Below are 15,505 nucleotides of genomic sequence, written 5' to 3'. Positions count from 1 at the left end.
TTAGCCCTATAGCGATATGCATGCCAGCAAAATACCTTCTTTAACCTGTTGTTTTTTAACTAGATTTCTTTTTTCCGCGCAACGGTCCGTGCAAGAACTTGCGCGAGGACGCTGATTCTTCAACGGGATTTGGCACAGTTTTCCGAACGTTGGCCTGCATGGAACCAGACGGTGCTCAAAGCCACTCAGAGCGCATGACCCCGCTCAGAACCGTCTTATGAAGATCGTCGCTCCTGCGCCACCGCCGCTGACTCCCGCACCCGGTGCACCTGCTGCCACTCCGGGGCCGGCCGCTGCGAGAAACACGTCGGCGCCCATTGTGCCGCCGCGGACCAACGCGCCGAATCCGAACGGAACTTCGCCGCTGCAGGTATCGCGTTTCGCCGCTGCCCTGGTCCAACAGAGCCGCAGCCTGGGCCAGCGCGAACTGATTGCCAGTGGCAACGCCTTGCAATCGCGCGCGGCCAAACTGGGCGAGCTGTATCAGCAATTGGTGGGCTCGCAAGACAGTGGCCTGGAGGACGCCGCGCGCAACCTGCGCAAGTTCTTGCTCAAACAGCGGTCGGCCAATCTGGCCCAGGTGCTCAGCTACAGCGACGGCGACCCCGCCAAAGCCCATGTGGTGTTGCAGGCCGCACGAAAGCAGGCTCAAGCCGATGGCGCCACCGGCGAACACGTGGTGTTGACCCAACAGTTGAAACTGCTGCGTCGGCAATACGGCCAGCGGACCCGCGCCGGCATCAACAGCGCCAAAGCGTTCGCCAAATCCGGGGTCGACAGCAAACGGCGCGGTGCGCTGCGCAACCTGTACGGTGCGGCGGTCACGGGGCAACAGACCATCACTGGGCTCATCGACGCGCTGCTCAACGAACGGGAAGACAGCGGCGATTTCGAGCTGAACCTGCGGGACATGCGCAGCGCCATCGCCGACGACCTGTCATCCCTCACGCCTTCCACTTCCGCTCAGCAACTGCGCACGCTGATGCACAGCCTCAACACCGCCCGTCATGTCGCAACGCTGTTGCAAAGCTGCGAACACTTGCTGGGGCGCATGCGCAACAAGAACCCTGGCTTGCAGATCGACCCCGCTGCGTTTCTCAAGCATCTGCTGGCCCTGTCCAACAAAGGCATGAACCTGAACGAGACCCTGCAGTTGACGCAACACATCGGCGGCAAACAGCTCAAGCATCAGTTGGCATTTCTCAACGGCCTGCGTCCGATGCTGCAGCAACTGCCGATCCTGTTGTGGCGTGACATGAAGACCCGACAGAACGCGCTGGGCAACCTGCTCATCCTCATGGCCGAACTCACTCGGCTGGAACAGAACCCGACTTTGGGAGGCCTCGCCTGATGGATCGTGTCATCCACCTGCTCAACCAGTTGGCACTGGCGGCCATGCGCCGCTCGGAAATCGTGGGCGCCTTCGTGGTCATCGCCATTGTCTTCATGATGATCACCCCGCTGCCCACCGGGCTGGTGGACGTGCTGATCGCCATCAACATCTGCATTTCCTGCCTGCTGATCATGCTGGCGATGCACTTGCCCAGGCCGCTGGCATTCTCCACCTTTCCGGCGGTGTTGCTGTTGACCACCATGTTCCGGTTGGCGCTGTCGATTTCCACGACTCGCCTGATCCTGCTCAATCAGGACGCGGGTCACATCGTCGAGGCATTCGGGCAGTTCGTGGTCGGGGGGAACCTGGCGGTGGGGATGGTGATCTTCCTGATCCTCACCGTGGTCAACTTCCTGGTCATCACCAAGGGCTCCGAACGGGTGGCCGAAGTCGGTGCGCGCTTCACGCTGGACGCCATGCCCGGCAAGCAAATGTCGATCGACAGTGACTTGCGCGCCAACCTGATCAGTGTCCACGAGGCCCGTCGTCGCCGTGCCGAGCTGGGCAAGGAAAGCCAGTTGTTCGGCGCCATGGACGGGGCCATGAAGTTCGTCAACGGCGACGCCATCGCCAGCCTGATCATCGTTGCCATCAACATGATCGGCGGCATCGCCATCGGCGTCGTGCAACACAACATGAGCGCCGGAGACGCCTTGCAGGTGTACACCGTGCTGACCATCGGCGACGGCCTGATCGCGCAGATTCCGGCGCTGCTGATCTCGGTCACCTGCGGCATGATCATTACCCGCGTGCCGGACGAGGAGCGGGCCGAAGCCAACATTGGCCGCCAGATCGCCGAGCAGATCACTAGCCAGCCCAAGGCCTGGATCATCGCCGCGGTGGCGATGCTTGGCTTTGCCGCCCTGCCAGGCATGCCGACAGCGGTGTTCATTGTCATTTCGATCATCTGCGGGATCGGCGGCCTGCTGCAGTTGCAGCGCGCCAAACCCCAGGCCGAGCAGGTTCAGGCCGTGGCGGTGGCCCCTGAAATGAACGGCCGCGAAGACCTGCGCACCTTCTCCCCAAGCCGCCAGTTCGTGCTGCAGTTCCACCCCAGCCAGAACCCGGCGCAGGTCGAGGCACTGGTCAGCGAGATCCGCCAGCGCCGCAACCGGCTGGTGGTGCAATACGGCTTGACGCTGCCCTCTTTCATCATTGAGCAGGCGGAACACCTGCCACCGGACGAATTCCGTTTTTCGGTCTATGAAGTGCCGTTGCTCAGGGCCACATTCACCGAGAGCCATGTGGCCGTCGACCCACGCACGCTCGAGGCGTCGCCCGACAGCGCGGTTTCGGGCAGCCTTGAACGCCAGGAAGGTCAATGGCTGTGGCTGCCCGCCGACGCCCCGCAATTGCAGGATCAGCAGGTCGAACGCGTCGATGCGATGACCCTGATCATCGAGCGCATGGAGCGCGCCTTGCAGTCCTGCGGGCCGCAGTTCATCGGTCTGCAGGAAACCAAGGCGATTCTCGGCTGGCTGGAAAGCGAGCAACCGGAGCTTGCCCAGGAAATGCAACGGGTGCTGCCGCTCGCTCGCTTCTCCGCCGTGCTGCAGCGCCTGGCGTCGGAATGTGTGCCCCTGCGCGCGATCCGCGTGATCGCCGAGACCCTGATCGAGCACGGTCAGCATGAACGTGAAGTCACGGTGCTGGCGGACTACGTGCGCATTGCCCTGAAGTCACAGATCTACCACCAGTATTGCGGTGCCGAAGGCCTGCTGGTGTGGGTGCTCACCCCGGAAAGCGAAGGCATCCTGCGCGACAGCCTGCGCCAGACCCAGACCGAAACCTTCTTTGCGCTGGACAACGACACCAGTCAATTGCTGGTGGAGCAATTGCACATTGCTTTTCCCGTACGCACCGCCGAGCGCGCTGTCCTGCTGGTCGCCCAGGACCTGCGCAGCCCGCTGCGGACCCTGCTGCAGGAAGAGTTCTATCACGTCCCGGTGCTGTCTTTCGCCGAGATCAGCAACGCGGCCCAGGTCAAAGTGCTGGGACGTTTCGATCTGGAAGAAGACCTCGATGCCCTGGATAACGACTATGCCGCCTGATCAGCCATCTGAAGCGCCGGAGAACTTCCCATGTTTGAATTGAGGGTGTTGAGCGGCCTGCATCAGGGCGCAGCGCTGCCGCTGGTGGGCGAACAATGGAACATCGGCGCGGATGCCGAGCAGGATCTGGCCCTGCACGATCCGGGGGTCGAGCAGCTACATTGCCGATTGCAGCGCGATGGCGAACGCTGGCTGATGAGCGGCGCCGACGGCCAGATCGGCGATCAGGAAGGCCATCGTCACACGACCGCTGAGCTCATACCCAATACCGCGTTCGTCCTGGGCTCGGTGTGGTTGTGCGTATCGGCGGCCGACGACGCCTGGCCGAACGTGCCCGCCGTGCTTCAGCCCCCCATCCCCGAGGCCCCTGCCCCGGAAGCTGAACCCGCGGCATCGACGCCCCCATTGGAAAAAGTCGAGTCGCGTTCGCGCCTGCTCAATCGCACCACAGGCATCGTGGTAGGGGTGCTGCTGGGCATCGCCGGAAGCGCGTGGAGCCTGACGCGCAGCAGTGCGCCGGCACCGGCGATCACTGCAATGGCAAGCCCGGCCTTGGCACAGAGCCAGCCTAGGCCCGACCCGGCCGAGGCCATGGCCCATCCACGCAAGCGACTGGCGAGTGTCGAGGAGGCCCGCCGCCAGCTCGCGACCATGCTCAGTGACCGGCTGCTCAGCGAGGTCAACGTCCAGGCCTCGGCCGAAGGCCTGGAGCTGAGCGGCAGCCTGAAGCCTGAATCGCAACGGGTTTACCAGCGCATGCTGCAACGTTTCAAGGAGCGTTACGACACGCCGGTGGCCTTGATCGACAACGTCACGGCGTCCAGCAGCGGCCTGCCGTTCACCATTGTGCAGATCATGTCCGGCCCTCATGCCCATTTGGTCACGGCCGACGGCCATCGCTTGTACATCGGCGATGAGCTCAATGGCCTGCGCCTGACCCGCATCGACGACGATCGCATCCAGTTCGATGGCGAGCGGCACTATGAGGTGAGCTGGTGAACGCCGCCTTCGACCCGTGGAAGTCCGCCCATGCCCGGCGCCTAGGGGCTGTGAGTGCGGTGCGCGCCAGCGGCCGGGTCAGCGCCGTCAGCGGGATTCTGCTGGAGTGCCAGATCCCGGCGGCCAAGGTCGGCGACCTGTGCGAAGTGAGCAAATCCGACGGCAGCAGCATGCTTGCGGAGATCGTCGGCTTCACTCGCGACTGCACCCTGCTCAGTGCCCTGGGCACGCCGGACGGTATCCAGGTCGGTGCGCACATTCGGCCGCTTGGCATGGCGCATCGCATTGGTGTCGACGACAGCCTGCTGGGCAGCGTGCTCGATGGTTTTGGCCGCCCCTTGCTGGAGGATTCCGAAGGCGCGTTCGCCGGGCCGGATGATCGCCGTGTGACCCTGCCCGTCATCGCCGACGCATTGCCACCGACCCAACGCCCACGCATCACCCAGGCCTTGCCCACCGGCGTGCGGGCCATCGACAGCGCCATTCTGCTGGGGGAAGGTCAGCGCGTGGGGTTGTTTGCGGGCGCCGGCTGCGGCAAGACCACGCTCATGGCCGAGCTGGCCAGGAACATGGCGTGTGACGTGATCGTGTTCGGCCTGATCGGCGAACGGGGTCGCGAGCTGCGCGAATTTCTCGACCATGAACTGGATGCCACCCTGCGCAGCCGCTCGGTGCTGGTCTGCGCCACGTCGGACCGTTCGAGCATGGAGCGTGCCCGCGCCGCGTTCACGGCCACCGCCATTGCCGAAGCCTATCGTGAACGCGGCATGAAGGTGCTGTTGTTGCTCGACTCGCTGACCCGCTTCGCCCGCGCCCAACGAGAGATCGGCATCGCCGCGGGCGAGCCCCTGGGCCGGGGCGGTCTGCCGCCATCGGTTTATACCCTGTTGCCTCGCTTGGTCGAGCGTGCCGGGATGAGCGAAACCGGCTCGATCACAGCGCTGTACACCGTGTTGATCGAACAGGACTCGATGAACGACCCGGTGGCCGACGAAGTGCGTTCATTACTCGACGGCCACATCGTGCTGTCGCGCAAACTCGCCGAACGTGGGCACTACCCGGCCATCGACGTGCAGGCCAGCATCAGTCGGATCCTCAGCAACGTCACCGGGCGTGAACACCAGCAGGCCAATAACCGGCTCAGGCGACTCATGGCGGCCTACAAACAGGTGGAAATGTTGCTGCGCCTGGGCGAATACCAGCCGGGCAGCGACCCGGTGACGGACTGCGCCGTGCAGTTGAACGAACCGATCAATGCGTTTCTTCGCCAGGATCTGCGCGAACCCGTCCCCCTGGAAACGACCCTGGACGCCTTGATGCAGTTGACGTCTCAGTTGCCGGAGTAACCATGGAAGAAGAACTGGAAATCGATCCGCAGCAACTGGCGATGACACAGGTGATTGCCGTGCTTACCCCCTTGCGCCAACACCGCCAGGCCAGTGCCGAACGGGCCCAGCGCCGGGCGCAACGCGCTCTGGATGAGTTGCAGACGCAGTTGCAGGCCACGCGCGAAGCGTTGAGCCAGGAGCGGGCCAATCAACGGGAAAGACGGCAGGCGCTCAGTCAGGCCAACCTCAATCAAGCCATGGCACTGAACGACCTGGAGCGCTGGCACGAGAAAGAACACCGCATGCTCGACCGATTGGCGTACATCCGCCAGGACGTCGAACGGCAGCGGCTCGGGATAGACGCCCAGCAACAACTTCTGGAGCAGGCACGTGCCGAGGCCAAGGCCTTTCAGCGTGCCGTGGAAAAACTGGCCTGCCTGGCCGAAGCCCTCGACGAACAAGGTTGACTCGCCATGAACACGCCCATCAAAGCCCCGCCTCGCCCCGCACCTCCAACCCCGCAACGCCCGGCTCAGGCCGAGCTCCCTGGCCCGAGCGACAAGCGCCCAGCCCTGAGCGTTCGTCGCGGCGATCTGGATCGCCTGCGCTCGTTTTCCGATGAGAGCCGTTCCGGTGAGGCGGTGGCTGCTGACGGCCTGTTCTTCTCGCAATTGCTGGTGCCGTCGGTGGATGAAGCGCCTGACCACTCTGGTTTCGGTGGCGGCAGCCTGTTCCTTGCACAGGCAAGCGACAGCGTGCCCACGCAATTGGTCGACGAACTGGCGCAACGTTTGCCCCTGCAACCCGATGGCCCTTTCAACGTCACGCTGCTGATGCCTCACCTCGGCCGGGTGCAGGTCAATGCCAACAAGCGGGACAACCAGTGGAACATTGAACTGGCGTTCGCTCGGCGTGGGGCGCTAAAGCGCCTGCAACCGCACCAGCGTGCCTGTGAGCAAGCACTCACGGACGCGCTCGGTCAGGATGTGGCGCTGTCCTTCGAAGAGGGGCTACCCGCATGAGCCGTTTGACCTTGCGCACCGTCGGCGCCGCGCAGGCCCAATTCAGCCGTCGTCTGGGCGCAGGCGCCCGCCTGGCCTTCAGCGCACACGGGCTGACGGGCACCCTCACCCTTCGCCCCCTGCTCGCCGTCACTCTCGAATACACAGACCTTGCGGCTTTCCAAAGCGCGCTCGGCCCCTTCAGGCTCAGCGACGCCGAAGCGTTGCTCAGCCTGCTCGGCGATCTGCCCGTCACCCTCGATGGCGATCACCAGCCCTGGTACTGGCAAGCCCTCAATCAACGCTTTAGCCCGCAGATCGCGGAACTGCTTGGGCCCCTCGCGCCACTCAGCGGTATCACTGCTCCATCGGTGGGCGCTCAGGCCGCCGAGCTGAGCTGTCGTATCGAGTTGGGTCTGGGCGAGCACCGGGTTCACGGCGTGCTCTGCGCCACAGCCGAGGTGTTGCTGCGCTGGCTGGACGCCGCGCCGTGGACAGCCCGGTTGGTCGAGGTGAATGAAGACTGGCCGGTCCACACACCGTTGGAACTGGGCGGTTTGTCCTTGACGCTGGCGCAACTGGCCTCGCTGCAACCCGGCGATGTCGTGTTACCCACGCATCCCCGGTTCGACAGCCAAGGCCATGGTCGCCTGCATCTGGGCGGGCAGCATTGGGCAGTGCAGACCGACAGCCATGACCGGCAGTTGTACGTACGTTTCAGCCATGAGGAAGCTCAGGAAAATGACCCATGACGCGCTCTATGACGAAGAGCTGGACACCTCGATCGGCGATGACGATGAGACGTCGATCGAGCAGGACGAACACCACCTCAGTGCGCCGTTGAACGAAGAGGCCGAATGGCCAGCCGAGGAAAGCCCCTACCCCGTCCATGAACAGCCTCAGGCAGATACCGGCTTTGAGGCGCCAGCCCCCATCGATCAGTTGTCGATCGACCTCACGCTGCGCTGCGGCAGCCTCAACCTCACCCTCGGAGACTTGCGCCGGATAGCGGCCGGTACGGTGCTCGAAGTCAGCGGCGTGACGCCCGGCTTCGCCACCTTGTGCCATGGCGAACGGGTGGTCGCCGAGGGTGAACTGGTGGATGTCGACGGTCGCCTGGGCCTGCAGATTCTCCGTATGGCGTCGCCGGCATGATCATGGACGGGATGAACCCGGTCATGCTGGCGCTGTTTCTGGGCGCCCTTTCGCTGATTCCGTTTCTGCTGATCGTCTGCACGGCGTTTCTGAAGATCGCCATGACCCTGCTGATCACCCGCAACGCCATCGGCGTCCAGCAAGTGCCGCCCAACATGGCGATGTACGGCATCGCGTTGGCAGCGACGATGTTTGTCATGGCACCCGTGGCCCATGAAATTCAGCAGCGGGTTCACGAGCATCCGCTGGAAATGGGCAGCACCGACAAGCTGCAAGCCAGCGCGAACACGATCATCGAACCGCTGCAACGCTTCATGACGCGCAATACCGACCCGGATGTCAGCGCCCATCTGCTGGACAACACCCAGCGCATGTGGCCCAAGGAGATGGCGGACCAGGCGAGCAAGAGTGACCTGCTGTTGGCTGTGCCCGCATTCGTGCTGTCGGAACTGCAGGCGGGGTTTCAGATCGGCTTCCTGATCTACATCCCGTTCATCGTCATCGACCTGATCGTCTCCAACCTGCTTTTGGCCCTGGGCATGCAGATGGTGTCGCCCATGACCATTTCGCTGCCGCTCAAACTGCTGTTGTTCGTCCTGGTGCAAGGCTGGACGCGCCTGCTCGACAGCCTCTTTTACTCGTACATGTGAGACGGCCATGGAAGCGTTGGCGCTGTTTAAGCAAGGCATGTTTCTGGTAGTGATCCTGACCGCGCCGCCGTTGGGCGTGGCGGTGTTGGTGGGGGTGATTACCTCACTGGTGCAGGCGCTGATGCAGGTTCAGGATCAGACCCTGCCCTTTGGCATCAAACTGGCGGCCGTCGGCCTGACGCTGGCCATGACCGGGCGCTGGATCGGCGTGGAGTTGATCCAGTTCATCAACATGGCGTTCGACCTGATCGCCCGATCCGGGGGCATGCACTAGATGCCTTTCGATGCCCAAGGCCTGTTCGAACTGATGCTGGGCATGGGCCTGGCGGCCGCTCGCCTGTTGCCGTGCATGATTCTGGTCCCGGCCTTTTGCTTCAAATACCTCAAAGGGCCGCTGCGTTACGCAGTGGTGCTGGTGGTGGCGATGGTACCGGCACCGGCGATCAGCCGCGCGCTGTCCTCGTTCGAAAACGACTGGTTCTCCATAGGCGCCCTGCTGCTCAAGGAAGCGGTGCTCGGCACCCTGATCGGGTTGCTGTTGTACGCCCCCTTCTGGATGTTCGCCTCGGTGGGCGCGTTGCTCGACAGCCAGCGGGGCGCCCTGAGCGGCGGCCAGCTCAACCCCGCCCTGGGGCCGGATGCGACGCCCCTCGGCGAGCTGTTTCAAGAAACCCTGATCATGCTGGTCATCCTGTCCGGGGGCTTGTCGCTGATCACCCAGGTCATCTGGGACAGCTACCAGATCTGGCCACCCACCGCCTGGTTGCCGGGCATGACCGCGGACGGCCTGAACGTATTTCTCGAGCAGCTCAACCAGACGCTGCAGCACATGATGCTCTATGCCGCGCCCTTCATCGGCCTGCTGCTGTTGATCGAGGCTGCGATGGCGATCATCGGGCTGTACGCGCAGCAACTGAACGTCTCGATTCTCGCCATGCCCGCCAAAAGCATGGCCGGGATCGCCTTTCTGCTGATCTATCTCCCCACATTGTTGCAACTGGGCAACGGTCAGATTCTGCAACTGGCCGACCTCAAGCACCTGTTGCCGCAACTGGTGCCGCAACCATGACCGCAGCACGTTCCGGGAGCGGGAAACCGTCATGAGTGAGAAAACCGAAAAGGCCACGCCCAAACAACTGCGCGACGCCCGGGAGAAAGGTCAGGTCGGACAAAGCCAGGACGTCAGCAAGCTGTTGATTCTGCTGGTGGTCAGTGAGATCACCCTGGGCCTGGCCGATGAAAGCGTCGAGCGTCTGCAGCATTTGCTGGCGTTGTCGTTCGGCGGTATCGGCAAGCCGTATCTGCACACCCTGGAACAAGTGGCCAGCGAAGGCGCGACGGTGTTGATCGGCTTCATTCTCAGCAGTGTCGGCATGGCGATGTTGATGCGGCTGGTGGGAAGCTGGGTCCAGATCGGCTTTCTGTTCGCGCCCAAAGCGCTGAAAATCGACATCAACAAACTCAACCCATTCGCCCATGCCAAGCAGATGTTTTCTGCGCAGAACCTCACCACCCTGCTTCTGAGCGTGCTCAAGGCGGCGGCGATCGCCGCGACGCTTTACGCGGTGGTCAAGCCCTCCCTGGGCGCACTGATTCTATTGGCCAACACCGATCTCACGACCTACTGGCATGCGCTGCTGGACCTGTTCCGCCACATCCTGCGGGCAACGCTGGGTTTGCTGCTGGTGATCGCCATGGCGGACTTCGCCCTGCAGAAATACTTCCACGCCAAGAAACTGCGCATGAGTCACGAGGACATCAAGAAGGAATACAAGCAGTCCGAGGGCGACCCGCACATCAAAGGCCACCGTCGGCAACTGGCCCATGAGCTGCTTAACCAGGCACCCACCGCGCCCCCCAAACCGGTGGAGGACGCCGACATGCTGGTGGTCAACCCGACCCACTATGCCGTTGCGCTGTATTACCGTCCCGGCAAGACCCCGCTGCCTCAGATTCACTGCAAAGGCGAAGACGACGACGCGCTGGCGCTGATCGCCCGCGCAAAAAAAGCCAACATCCCGGTGGTCCAGAGCATTTGGCTCGCGCGCACGCTGTACAAGGTCAAGGCCGGCAAGTACATCCCCCGCCCCACGCTGCTGGCAGTCGCACACATCTACCAAGTGGTGAGGCAATTGGAAGAAGTCACCGATGAGGTCATCCGGATCGAGGACGCTTGATCTACGAGGCTACGCCCCCTGGTTCAGAGACAGGGCAGCCTCGCAATCCGCATCCCAATTACCCCTTCACGGCATCGGGCGCGTTTCCTGGGACATGAATTCGTAGATACGCGAACGCAGCCAGCGTTCGGCTGGGTCGTTGTCGTGCACGCCGCTCCAGACCATCGATAACTCGGCGGGCTCGATCGGGAACGGCGGGTCTTCGGCCCTCAGCGCACAGCCTTCTACCAACGCGCAGGCGGCATAATCCGGGACGGTGGCGATCAGTTCGGTTCCGGCCAGCAAGGCACGCAGGCCACTGAATTGCGGCACCGCCACCACCACTCGCCTTGCCCGCCCGACCTTGGCCAGGTCCAGGTCGATGTTCCCAGTCAGGTCGCCGGAGAACGACACCATCGTGTGCGGGCGCTCGCAGTAATCGTCCAGCGTCAGCACCCCAGGGCGCTTGTCGCCGCGCAACACTTTGACCGTGATGTCCCGCAGTTTCCTGCGTTTGGCGTTGGCGGGCAGTTCAGTGGTGTAGCTGATGCCCACCGAAATTTCACCTGAGGCCAGCAGCGAGGGCATCAGCAAGTAATTCGCCCGCCGCACCACCACGATGATGCCTGGCGCCTCCTCCCGCAGGCGCGTCAGCAGCGGCGGAAACAGACCGAACTCTGCATCGTCGGACAGGCCGATGCGGAAGATGTCGCAACTGGTGGTCGGGTCGAACTCCTTGGCCCGGCTGACCGCCCCGGAGATGGTGTCCAGCGCCGGTTGCAGCTCTTTGAGAATGTCCAGCGCGCGGGCGGTCGGCTCCATCGCGCGACCATTGCGCAACAGCAGCGGGTCGTCGAAAAGGTCGCGCAGGCGGGCCAATGCCGCGCTGATCGCTGGCTGGCCCATGAACAGTTTCTCGGCGACCCGCGTCAGATTGCGTTCGAACATCAGGGCTTCGAAGATCACCAGAAGGTTCATGTCGACGCGGCGCAGGTCATTGCGGTTCATGGATCGGTTCCGGGATAAGCGTAGGAAGAAGTGCCTTGACCGAAGCGGAAAAGACGACTGCAGCGAATATACCTCGACAGGTGTACACCACAATCCCCCGCTGCGATTGAACCGTTGTGCTCTGCGTCGACGTTCTCCTTCAGCCCGCGCAACGGACGTCGGCCCGGGTGGTCGTGCGGCGCCAGTTGAAGGGGGTGATGCCCACCGACCGGGTGAACACCCGGGTGAAATGCGACTGGTCGGCGAAACCGCAATCCAAGCTGATCTGCGAGATCGTCAGACCGGAGTCGCTCAGCAACCCCTTGGCTTTATCAAGCCGCAATTGCAGGTACCAATCCCGTGGCGAGAGGCCGGTATTTTTCTTGAACGCACGAGAAAAATGGCTGCGCGACAGCGAGCACTCGCTGGCGACCTGGGCGATCGACAAACCCTTGTCCATCTGGCTCGACATCAATTCCTTGGCCCGTCGCTCCTGCCAGGGAGAGAGGGCGACCTTTTCAGCGGGTGTTTCAAGGTCCTGCCTACGCTCCTCGGCCACCAGACGCGCAGACAGTTCCTGCACCACCTGTTCGAGCAGCACCTGTTCGCCGCCCGGCAGGGCACGAATGGATGTCAGCAGCGAGCGAAACAGCGAAGGATCGAATGCGTTCATTCCGGACTCTCCAGATCACGAGGTGGACGGTTCACAGAGTCTGGTGGGGCGAATGCTTAAAGTCTTTCTCGGGGTATTAAACGTTCTGAAGGATTAATAAGGAGCAGCGCTCATGCCCTTGGAACGGCGCGTTTCAGGAGGATTAAGGCTTAAACGAAAAACGCCACGACGGGGCGTGGCGTTTCTTTCGGACTCAACGACGGCTCAACAACACTTGGGCCCCGCCTTACCACCGTAGCGCGCATCCTGGCGTTCGCGGAAGAACGCCTCATACGACATCACCGGCTGGCCGGGGTGGGTCTTGGTCATGTGCTCGACGTAGTTGTCGTAGTCAGGCATGCCCACCATCAGGCGGGCCGCCTGCCCAAGGTACTTGCCGAGGCGACTCAGGTCATTGAACATCAGCGCGCTTCCGGCATGGCCTGGAAGGGGGATTCCTTGTCGCTGCGCTCTTTCTTGACCCAGGCGGCACGACCGATCTTGATCGCGTAGAACAGGATGCTCAGCACCACGAACAGGAACAGCGTGGTCAATGCCGCGTTGGTGTACGCGTTAAAGATCACGTGTTGCATCTGATCGACCGTCTTCGCCGGGGCGAGGATCTGGCCGGCTTCCGCCGCAGCGCTGTATTTCTTGGCCAGGGCCAGGAAGCCAACGGCGGGGCTTGGATCGAACAGCTTGATCAAGCCCGCGGTGACGGTACAGATCAACAGCCAGGAAGCAGGCAGGATGGTGACCCACGCGTACTGTTGGCGCTTCATCTTGATCAGCACCACCGTCGCCAGCATCAACGCGATCCCGGCCAGCATCTGATTGGAGATCCCGAACAGCGGCCAGAGGGTGTTGATGCCGCCCAGCGGATCGATCACGCCTTGATACAGCAGGTAACCCCACAGCGCGACGCAGCCGCCGGTTCCAATCACGTTGGCGGTCCAGGATTCGGTGCGTTTCAGCGCGGGTACGAAGCTGCCCAGCAGGTCTTGCAGCATGAAACGACCGGCGCGAGTACCGGCATCGACCGCCGTCAGGATGAACAAGGCTTCGAACAGGATCGCGAAGTGGTACCAGAACGCCATGGTGTTCTCGCCTGGCAGCACCTGGTGCAGGATCTGCGCGATCCCGACGGCCAGGGTCGGTGCGCCACCGGCACGGGCCAGCACCGTGTTCTCGCCGATGTCCTTGGCCGTGGCGATCAGGGTGTCAGGGCTGATGGCAAAGCCCCAACTGCTGATGGTCTGCGCCACGGCAACCGGATCGGCACCGACCACGGCGGCCGGGCTGTTCATGGCGAAGTACACGCCTGGGTCGATGACCGACGCGGCGACCATGGCCATGATGGCCACGAAGGATTCCATCAGCATGCCGCCGTAACCGATGTAACGGGCGTTCTTCTCGTTATCCAGCAACTTCGGTGTGGTGCCCGAGGAGATCAACGCATGGAAACCCGACACCGCACCGCAGGCGATGGTGATGAACAGGAACGGGAACAGGCTGCCTTTCCAGACGGGGCCGGAACCGTCGGTGAACTGGGTCAGCGCTGGCATTTTCAGCTCGGGCGCCAGGATCAGGATACCGATGGCCAGCGCGACGATGGTGCCGATCTTCAGGAAGGTCGACAGGTAATCACGCGGCGCCAGCAGCAGCCAGACCGGCAGCATGGCGGCGATGAAGCCATAGCCCACCAGCATCCAGGTGATCTGCACGCCCGTGAAGGTGAAGGCATGGGCCCATTCCGGGTGCGAGGCCACTTGACCACCGGCCCAGATCGACAGCAGCAACAACACCACGCCGATGAGGGAAATTTCACCAATGCGGCCCGGACGGATGTAGCGCATGTACACGCCCATGAACATCGCGATCGGGATCGTCGCCATCACCGTGAACATGCCCCACGGGCTTTCGGCCAGGGCCTTGACCACGATCAGTGCCAGCACCGCGAGGATGATGATCATGATCAGGAAGCAGCCGAACAGAGCAATGGTGCCAGGTATGCGGCCCATCTCCTCTCGCACCATGTCGCCCAGCGACCGGCCGTTACGGCGAGTGGAGAGGAAAAGGATCATGAAGTCCTGCACCGCGCCAGCGAGCACCACCCCGGCGATCAACCAGAGCGTGCCGGGCAGATAGCCCATCTGCGCCGCCAGCACCGGACCGACCAGCGGGCCTGCCCCTGCGATCGCCGCGAAGTGGTGGCCGAAAAGAATGTGTTTGTTGGTGGGAACGTAGTCCAGGCCATCATTGTTGATCACTGCCGGAGTCGCCCGGGTCGGATCGAGTTGCATGACGTGGTTGGCGATGAACAGGCTGTAGTAGCGATACGCAACCAGGTAAATGGCTACGGCGGCGACGACAATCCAGAGGGCGTTGATGGCCTCGCCGCGGCGCAGCGCGACGACACCCAGGGCGCAGGCCCCTAGGGCTGCAACGGCGAACCAACCCAGGTGTTTGGTCAGTCGGGTCATGGTGGGTCTCCTGCCGAAGCTCATGGCTGCGGCGTCATTGTTATTGTTCGATCCGGGGTACCGGAGCGTCGCCACTATCCGCGCAGTTGTCAGCCAGAGAAATTCGTAATACTACGGTTGCGCCTGCGTAGTACTACGTAGAGACGCAGTTGCGGATCGGCTCGGACCTTTCTGGGGTGTCTTCAACGCGGCACTTGGAAGGCTGTGATCGTTGCGTCAATGTTGCGGATGGATCAGCCCTCGGTGTCGGGATCCGTATGGCGTGGTTATGGGTGCCGCTGAGATCGGGGGCAGATCCGTTTGTGCGTGGGCTGGGAGCTGGGGTTTCGCCCCGTACGGGCGACTCCATTTTGTCTTGGCAAAATGGAGGAAAACCGCTTGCTCCTGGTTTGGCCCGGCTGCGCCGGGTTCCCTCCTTCCGGCGTTGCTCCGTGGGCACGCCGCGGACGGCCATCCCTGGCCGCGCGGCTCTCGCGGCTCCAGGCCGCTCAACCCACTCCACGACACCTCCGCTCAGCCTGCACCCAAGTCGCGTTCGGCGGTGGCTGGGCTGTTTGTGTAGGAAGATCAAAAGCAAGAGCGAAGAGCAAGAGCAGAGCGTCGTTTGATTCAGGGCATGGGTTGATTACGCTTTGCTTTGCTTTGCTTTT

Annotated in this window: 16 protein-coding genes; 12 read left to right on the top strand and 4 right to left on the bottom strand. The window is 62.7% G+C overall.

The window, feature by feature from the left end:
- The first annotated feature begins 217 nt into the window (after positions 1 to 217).
- The 12 genes from sctW to sctU are packed head-to-tail and all read left to right on the top strand — an operon-like array spanning position 218 to position 10,754.
- Positions 218 to 1,351 carry a type III secretion system gatekeeper subunit SctW gene (gene sctW, locus N5D61_RS25830; protein ID WP_279894686.1) on the top strand — a complete coding sequence of 378 codons (1,134 nt, stop codon included), beginning with the start codon at positions 218 to 220 and terminating at the stop codon, positions 1,349 to 1,351.
- Positions 1,351 to 3,444, top strand: coding sequence for a type III secretion system export apparatus subunit SctV (sctV, locus tag N5D61_RS25825; protein ID WP_108240496.1), 2,094 nt, complete (start codon positions 1,351 to 1,353; stop codon positions 3,442 to 3,444). Before sctW ends, sctV begins: the two co-directional genes overlap by 1 nt.
- A gap of 30 nt (positions 3,445 to 3,474) precedes the next feature.
- Complete coding sequence (gene sctD, locus N5D61_RS25820) at positions 3,475 to 4,443, top strand: type III secretion system inner membrane ring subunit SctD (RefSeq protein WP_279894685.1); 969 nt, start codon at positions 3,475 to 3,477, stop codon at positions 4,441 to 4,443.
- The gene (locus N5D61_RS25815) at positions 4,440 to 5,789 is read left to right on the top strand and encodes a FliI/YscN family ATPase (protein ID WP_279894684.1); all 1,350 of its coding nucleotides are present in this window, start codon (positions 4,440 to 4,442) and stop codon (positions 5,787 to 5,789) included. Before sctD ends, N5D61_RS25815 begins: the two co-directional genes overlap by 4 nt.
- Before the next feature lie 2 nt (positions 5,790 to 5,791).
- Positions 5,792 to 6,238, top strand: a complete 447-nt coding sequence (locus N5D61_RS25810) for a type III secretion protein (protein ID WP_279894683.1) — start codon at positions 5,792 to 5,794, stop codon at positions 6,236 to 6,238.
- Positions 6,239 to 6,244: 6 nt separating this feature from the next.
- The gene (locus tag N5D61_RS25805) at positions 6,245 to 6,793 is read left to right on the top strand and encodes a type III secretion system HrpP C-terminal domain-containing protein (protein ID WP_279894682.1); all 549 of its coding nucleotides are present in this window, start codon (positions 6,245 to 6,247) and stop codon (positions 6,791 to 6,793) included.
- The gene (locus N5D61_RS25800; protein WP_279894681.1) at positions 6,790 to 7,524 is read left to right on the top strand and encodes a type III secretion system protein; all 735 of its coding nucleotides are present in this window, start codon (positions 6,790 to 6,792) and stop codon (positions 7,522 to 7,524) included. The genes N5D61_RS25805 and N5D61_RS25800 overlap by 4 nt, the downstream gene beginning before the upstream one ends.
- Entirely contained in the window at positions 7,514 to 7,927 is a 414-nt protein-coding gene (locus N5D61_RS25795; RefSeq protein WP_279894680.1) for a FliM/FliN family flagellar motor switch protein, read from the top strand. Before N5D61_RS25800 ends, N5D61_RS25795 begins: the two co-directional genes overlap by 11 nt.
- A complete protein-coding gene (gene sctR / locus N5D61_RS25790) occupies positions 7,924 to 8,577 on the top strand; it encodes a type III secretion system export apparatus subunit SctR (protein ID WP_108240630.1) in 654 nt (217 codons plus the stop codon). The genes N5D61_RS25795 and sctR overlap by 4 nt, the downstream gene beginning before the upstream one ends.
- A 7-nt stretch (positions 8,578 to 8,584) precedes the next feature.
- Entirely contained in the window at positions 8,585 to 8,851 is a 267-nt protein-coding gene (gene sctS, locus N5D61_RS25785; protein ID WP_108240629.1) for a type III secretion system export apparatus subunit SctS, read from the top strand.
- Complete coding sequence (gene sctT, locus N5D61_RS25780; protein WP_108240628.1) at positions 8,852 to 9,646, top strand: type III secretion system export apparatus subunit SctT; 795 nt, start codon at positions 8,852 to 8,854, stop codon at positions 9,644 to 9,646.
- A gap of 31 nt (positions 9,647 to 9,677) precedes the next feature.
- Positions 9,678 to 10,754, top strand: a complete 1,077-nt coding sequence (sctU, locus tag N5D61_RS25775; protein WP_279894679.1) for a type III secretion system export apparatus subunit SctU — start codon at positions 9,678 to 9,680, stop codon at positions 10,752 to 10,754.
- A 66-nt stretch (positions 10,755 to 10,820) separates the two neighbouring features.
- On the opposite strand, the gene N5D61_RS25770 is transcribed toward sctU, so the two are convergent.
- From N5D61_RS25770 to N5D61_RS25755, 4 genes are all read right to left on the bottom strand, one after another.
- A complete protein-coding gene (locus tag N5D61_RS25770) occupies positions 10,821 to 11,741 on the bottom strand; it encodes a LysR family transcriptional regulator (protein ID WP_108240626.1) in 921 nt (306 codons plus the stop codon).
- Between the two features lie 139 nt (positions 11,742 to 11,880).
- Complete coding sequence (locus tag N5D61_RS25765; RefSeq protein WP_108240625.1) at positions 11,881 to 12,393, bottom strand: AraC family transcriptional regulator; 513 nt, start codon at positions 12,391 to 12,393, stop codon at positions 11,881 to 11,883.
- A gap of 204 nt (positions 12,394 to 12,597) precedes the next feature.
- Positions 12,598 to 12,795 carry a YbdD/YjiX family protein gene (locus N5D61_RS25760; RefSeq protein ID WP_279894678.1) on the bottom strand — a complete coding sequence of 66 codons (198 nt, stop codon included), beginning with the start codon at positions 12,793 to 12,795 and terminating at the stop codon, positions 12,598 to 12,600.
- Positions 12,795 to 14,855: a carbon starvation CstA family protein gene (locus N5D61_RS25755; protein WP_279894677.1), complete on the bottom strand. Its 2,061-nt coding sequence runs from the start codon at positions 14,853 to 14,855 to the stop codon at positions 12,795 to 12,797. The genes N5D61_RS25760 and N5D61_RS25755 overlap by 1 nt, the downstream gene beginning before the upstream one ends.
- Between the last annotated feature and the right edge of the window lie 650 nt (positions 14,856 to 15,505).

This window comes from Pseudomonas sp. GD03842 (assembly GCF_029841165.1).
GTDB lineage: Bacteria > Pseudomonadota > Gammaproteobacteria > Pseudomonadales > Pseudomonadaceae > Aquipseudomonas.
This window is presented reverse-complemented; position numbering and strand designations above follow the sequence as displayed.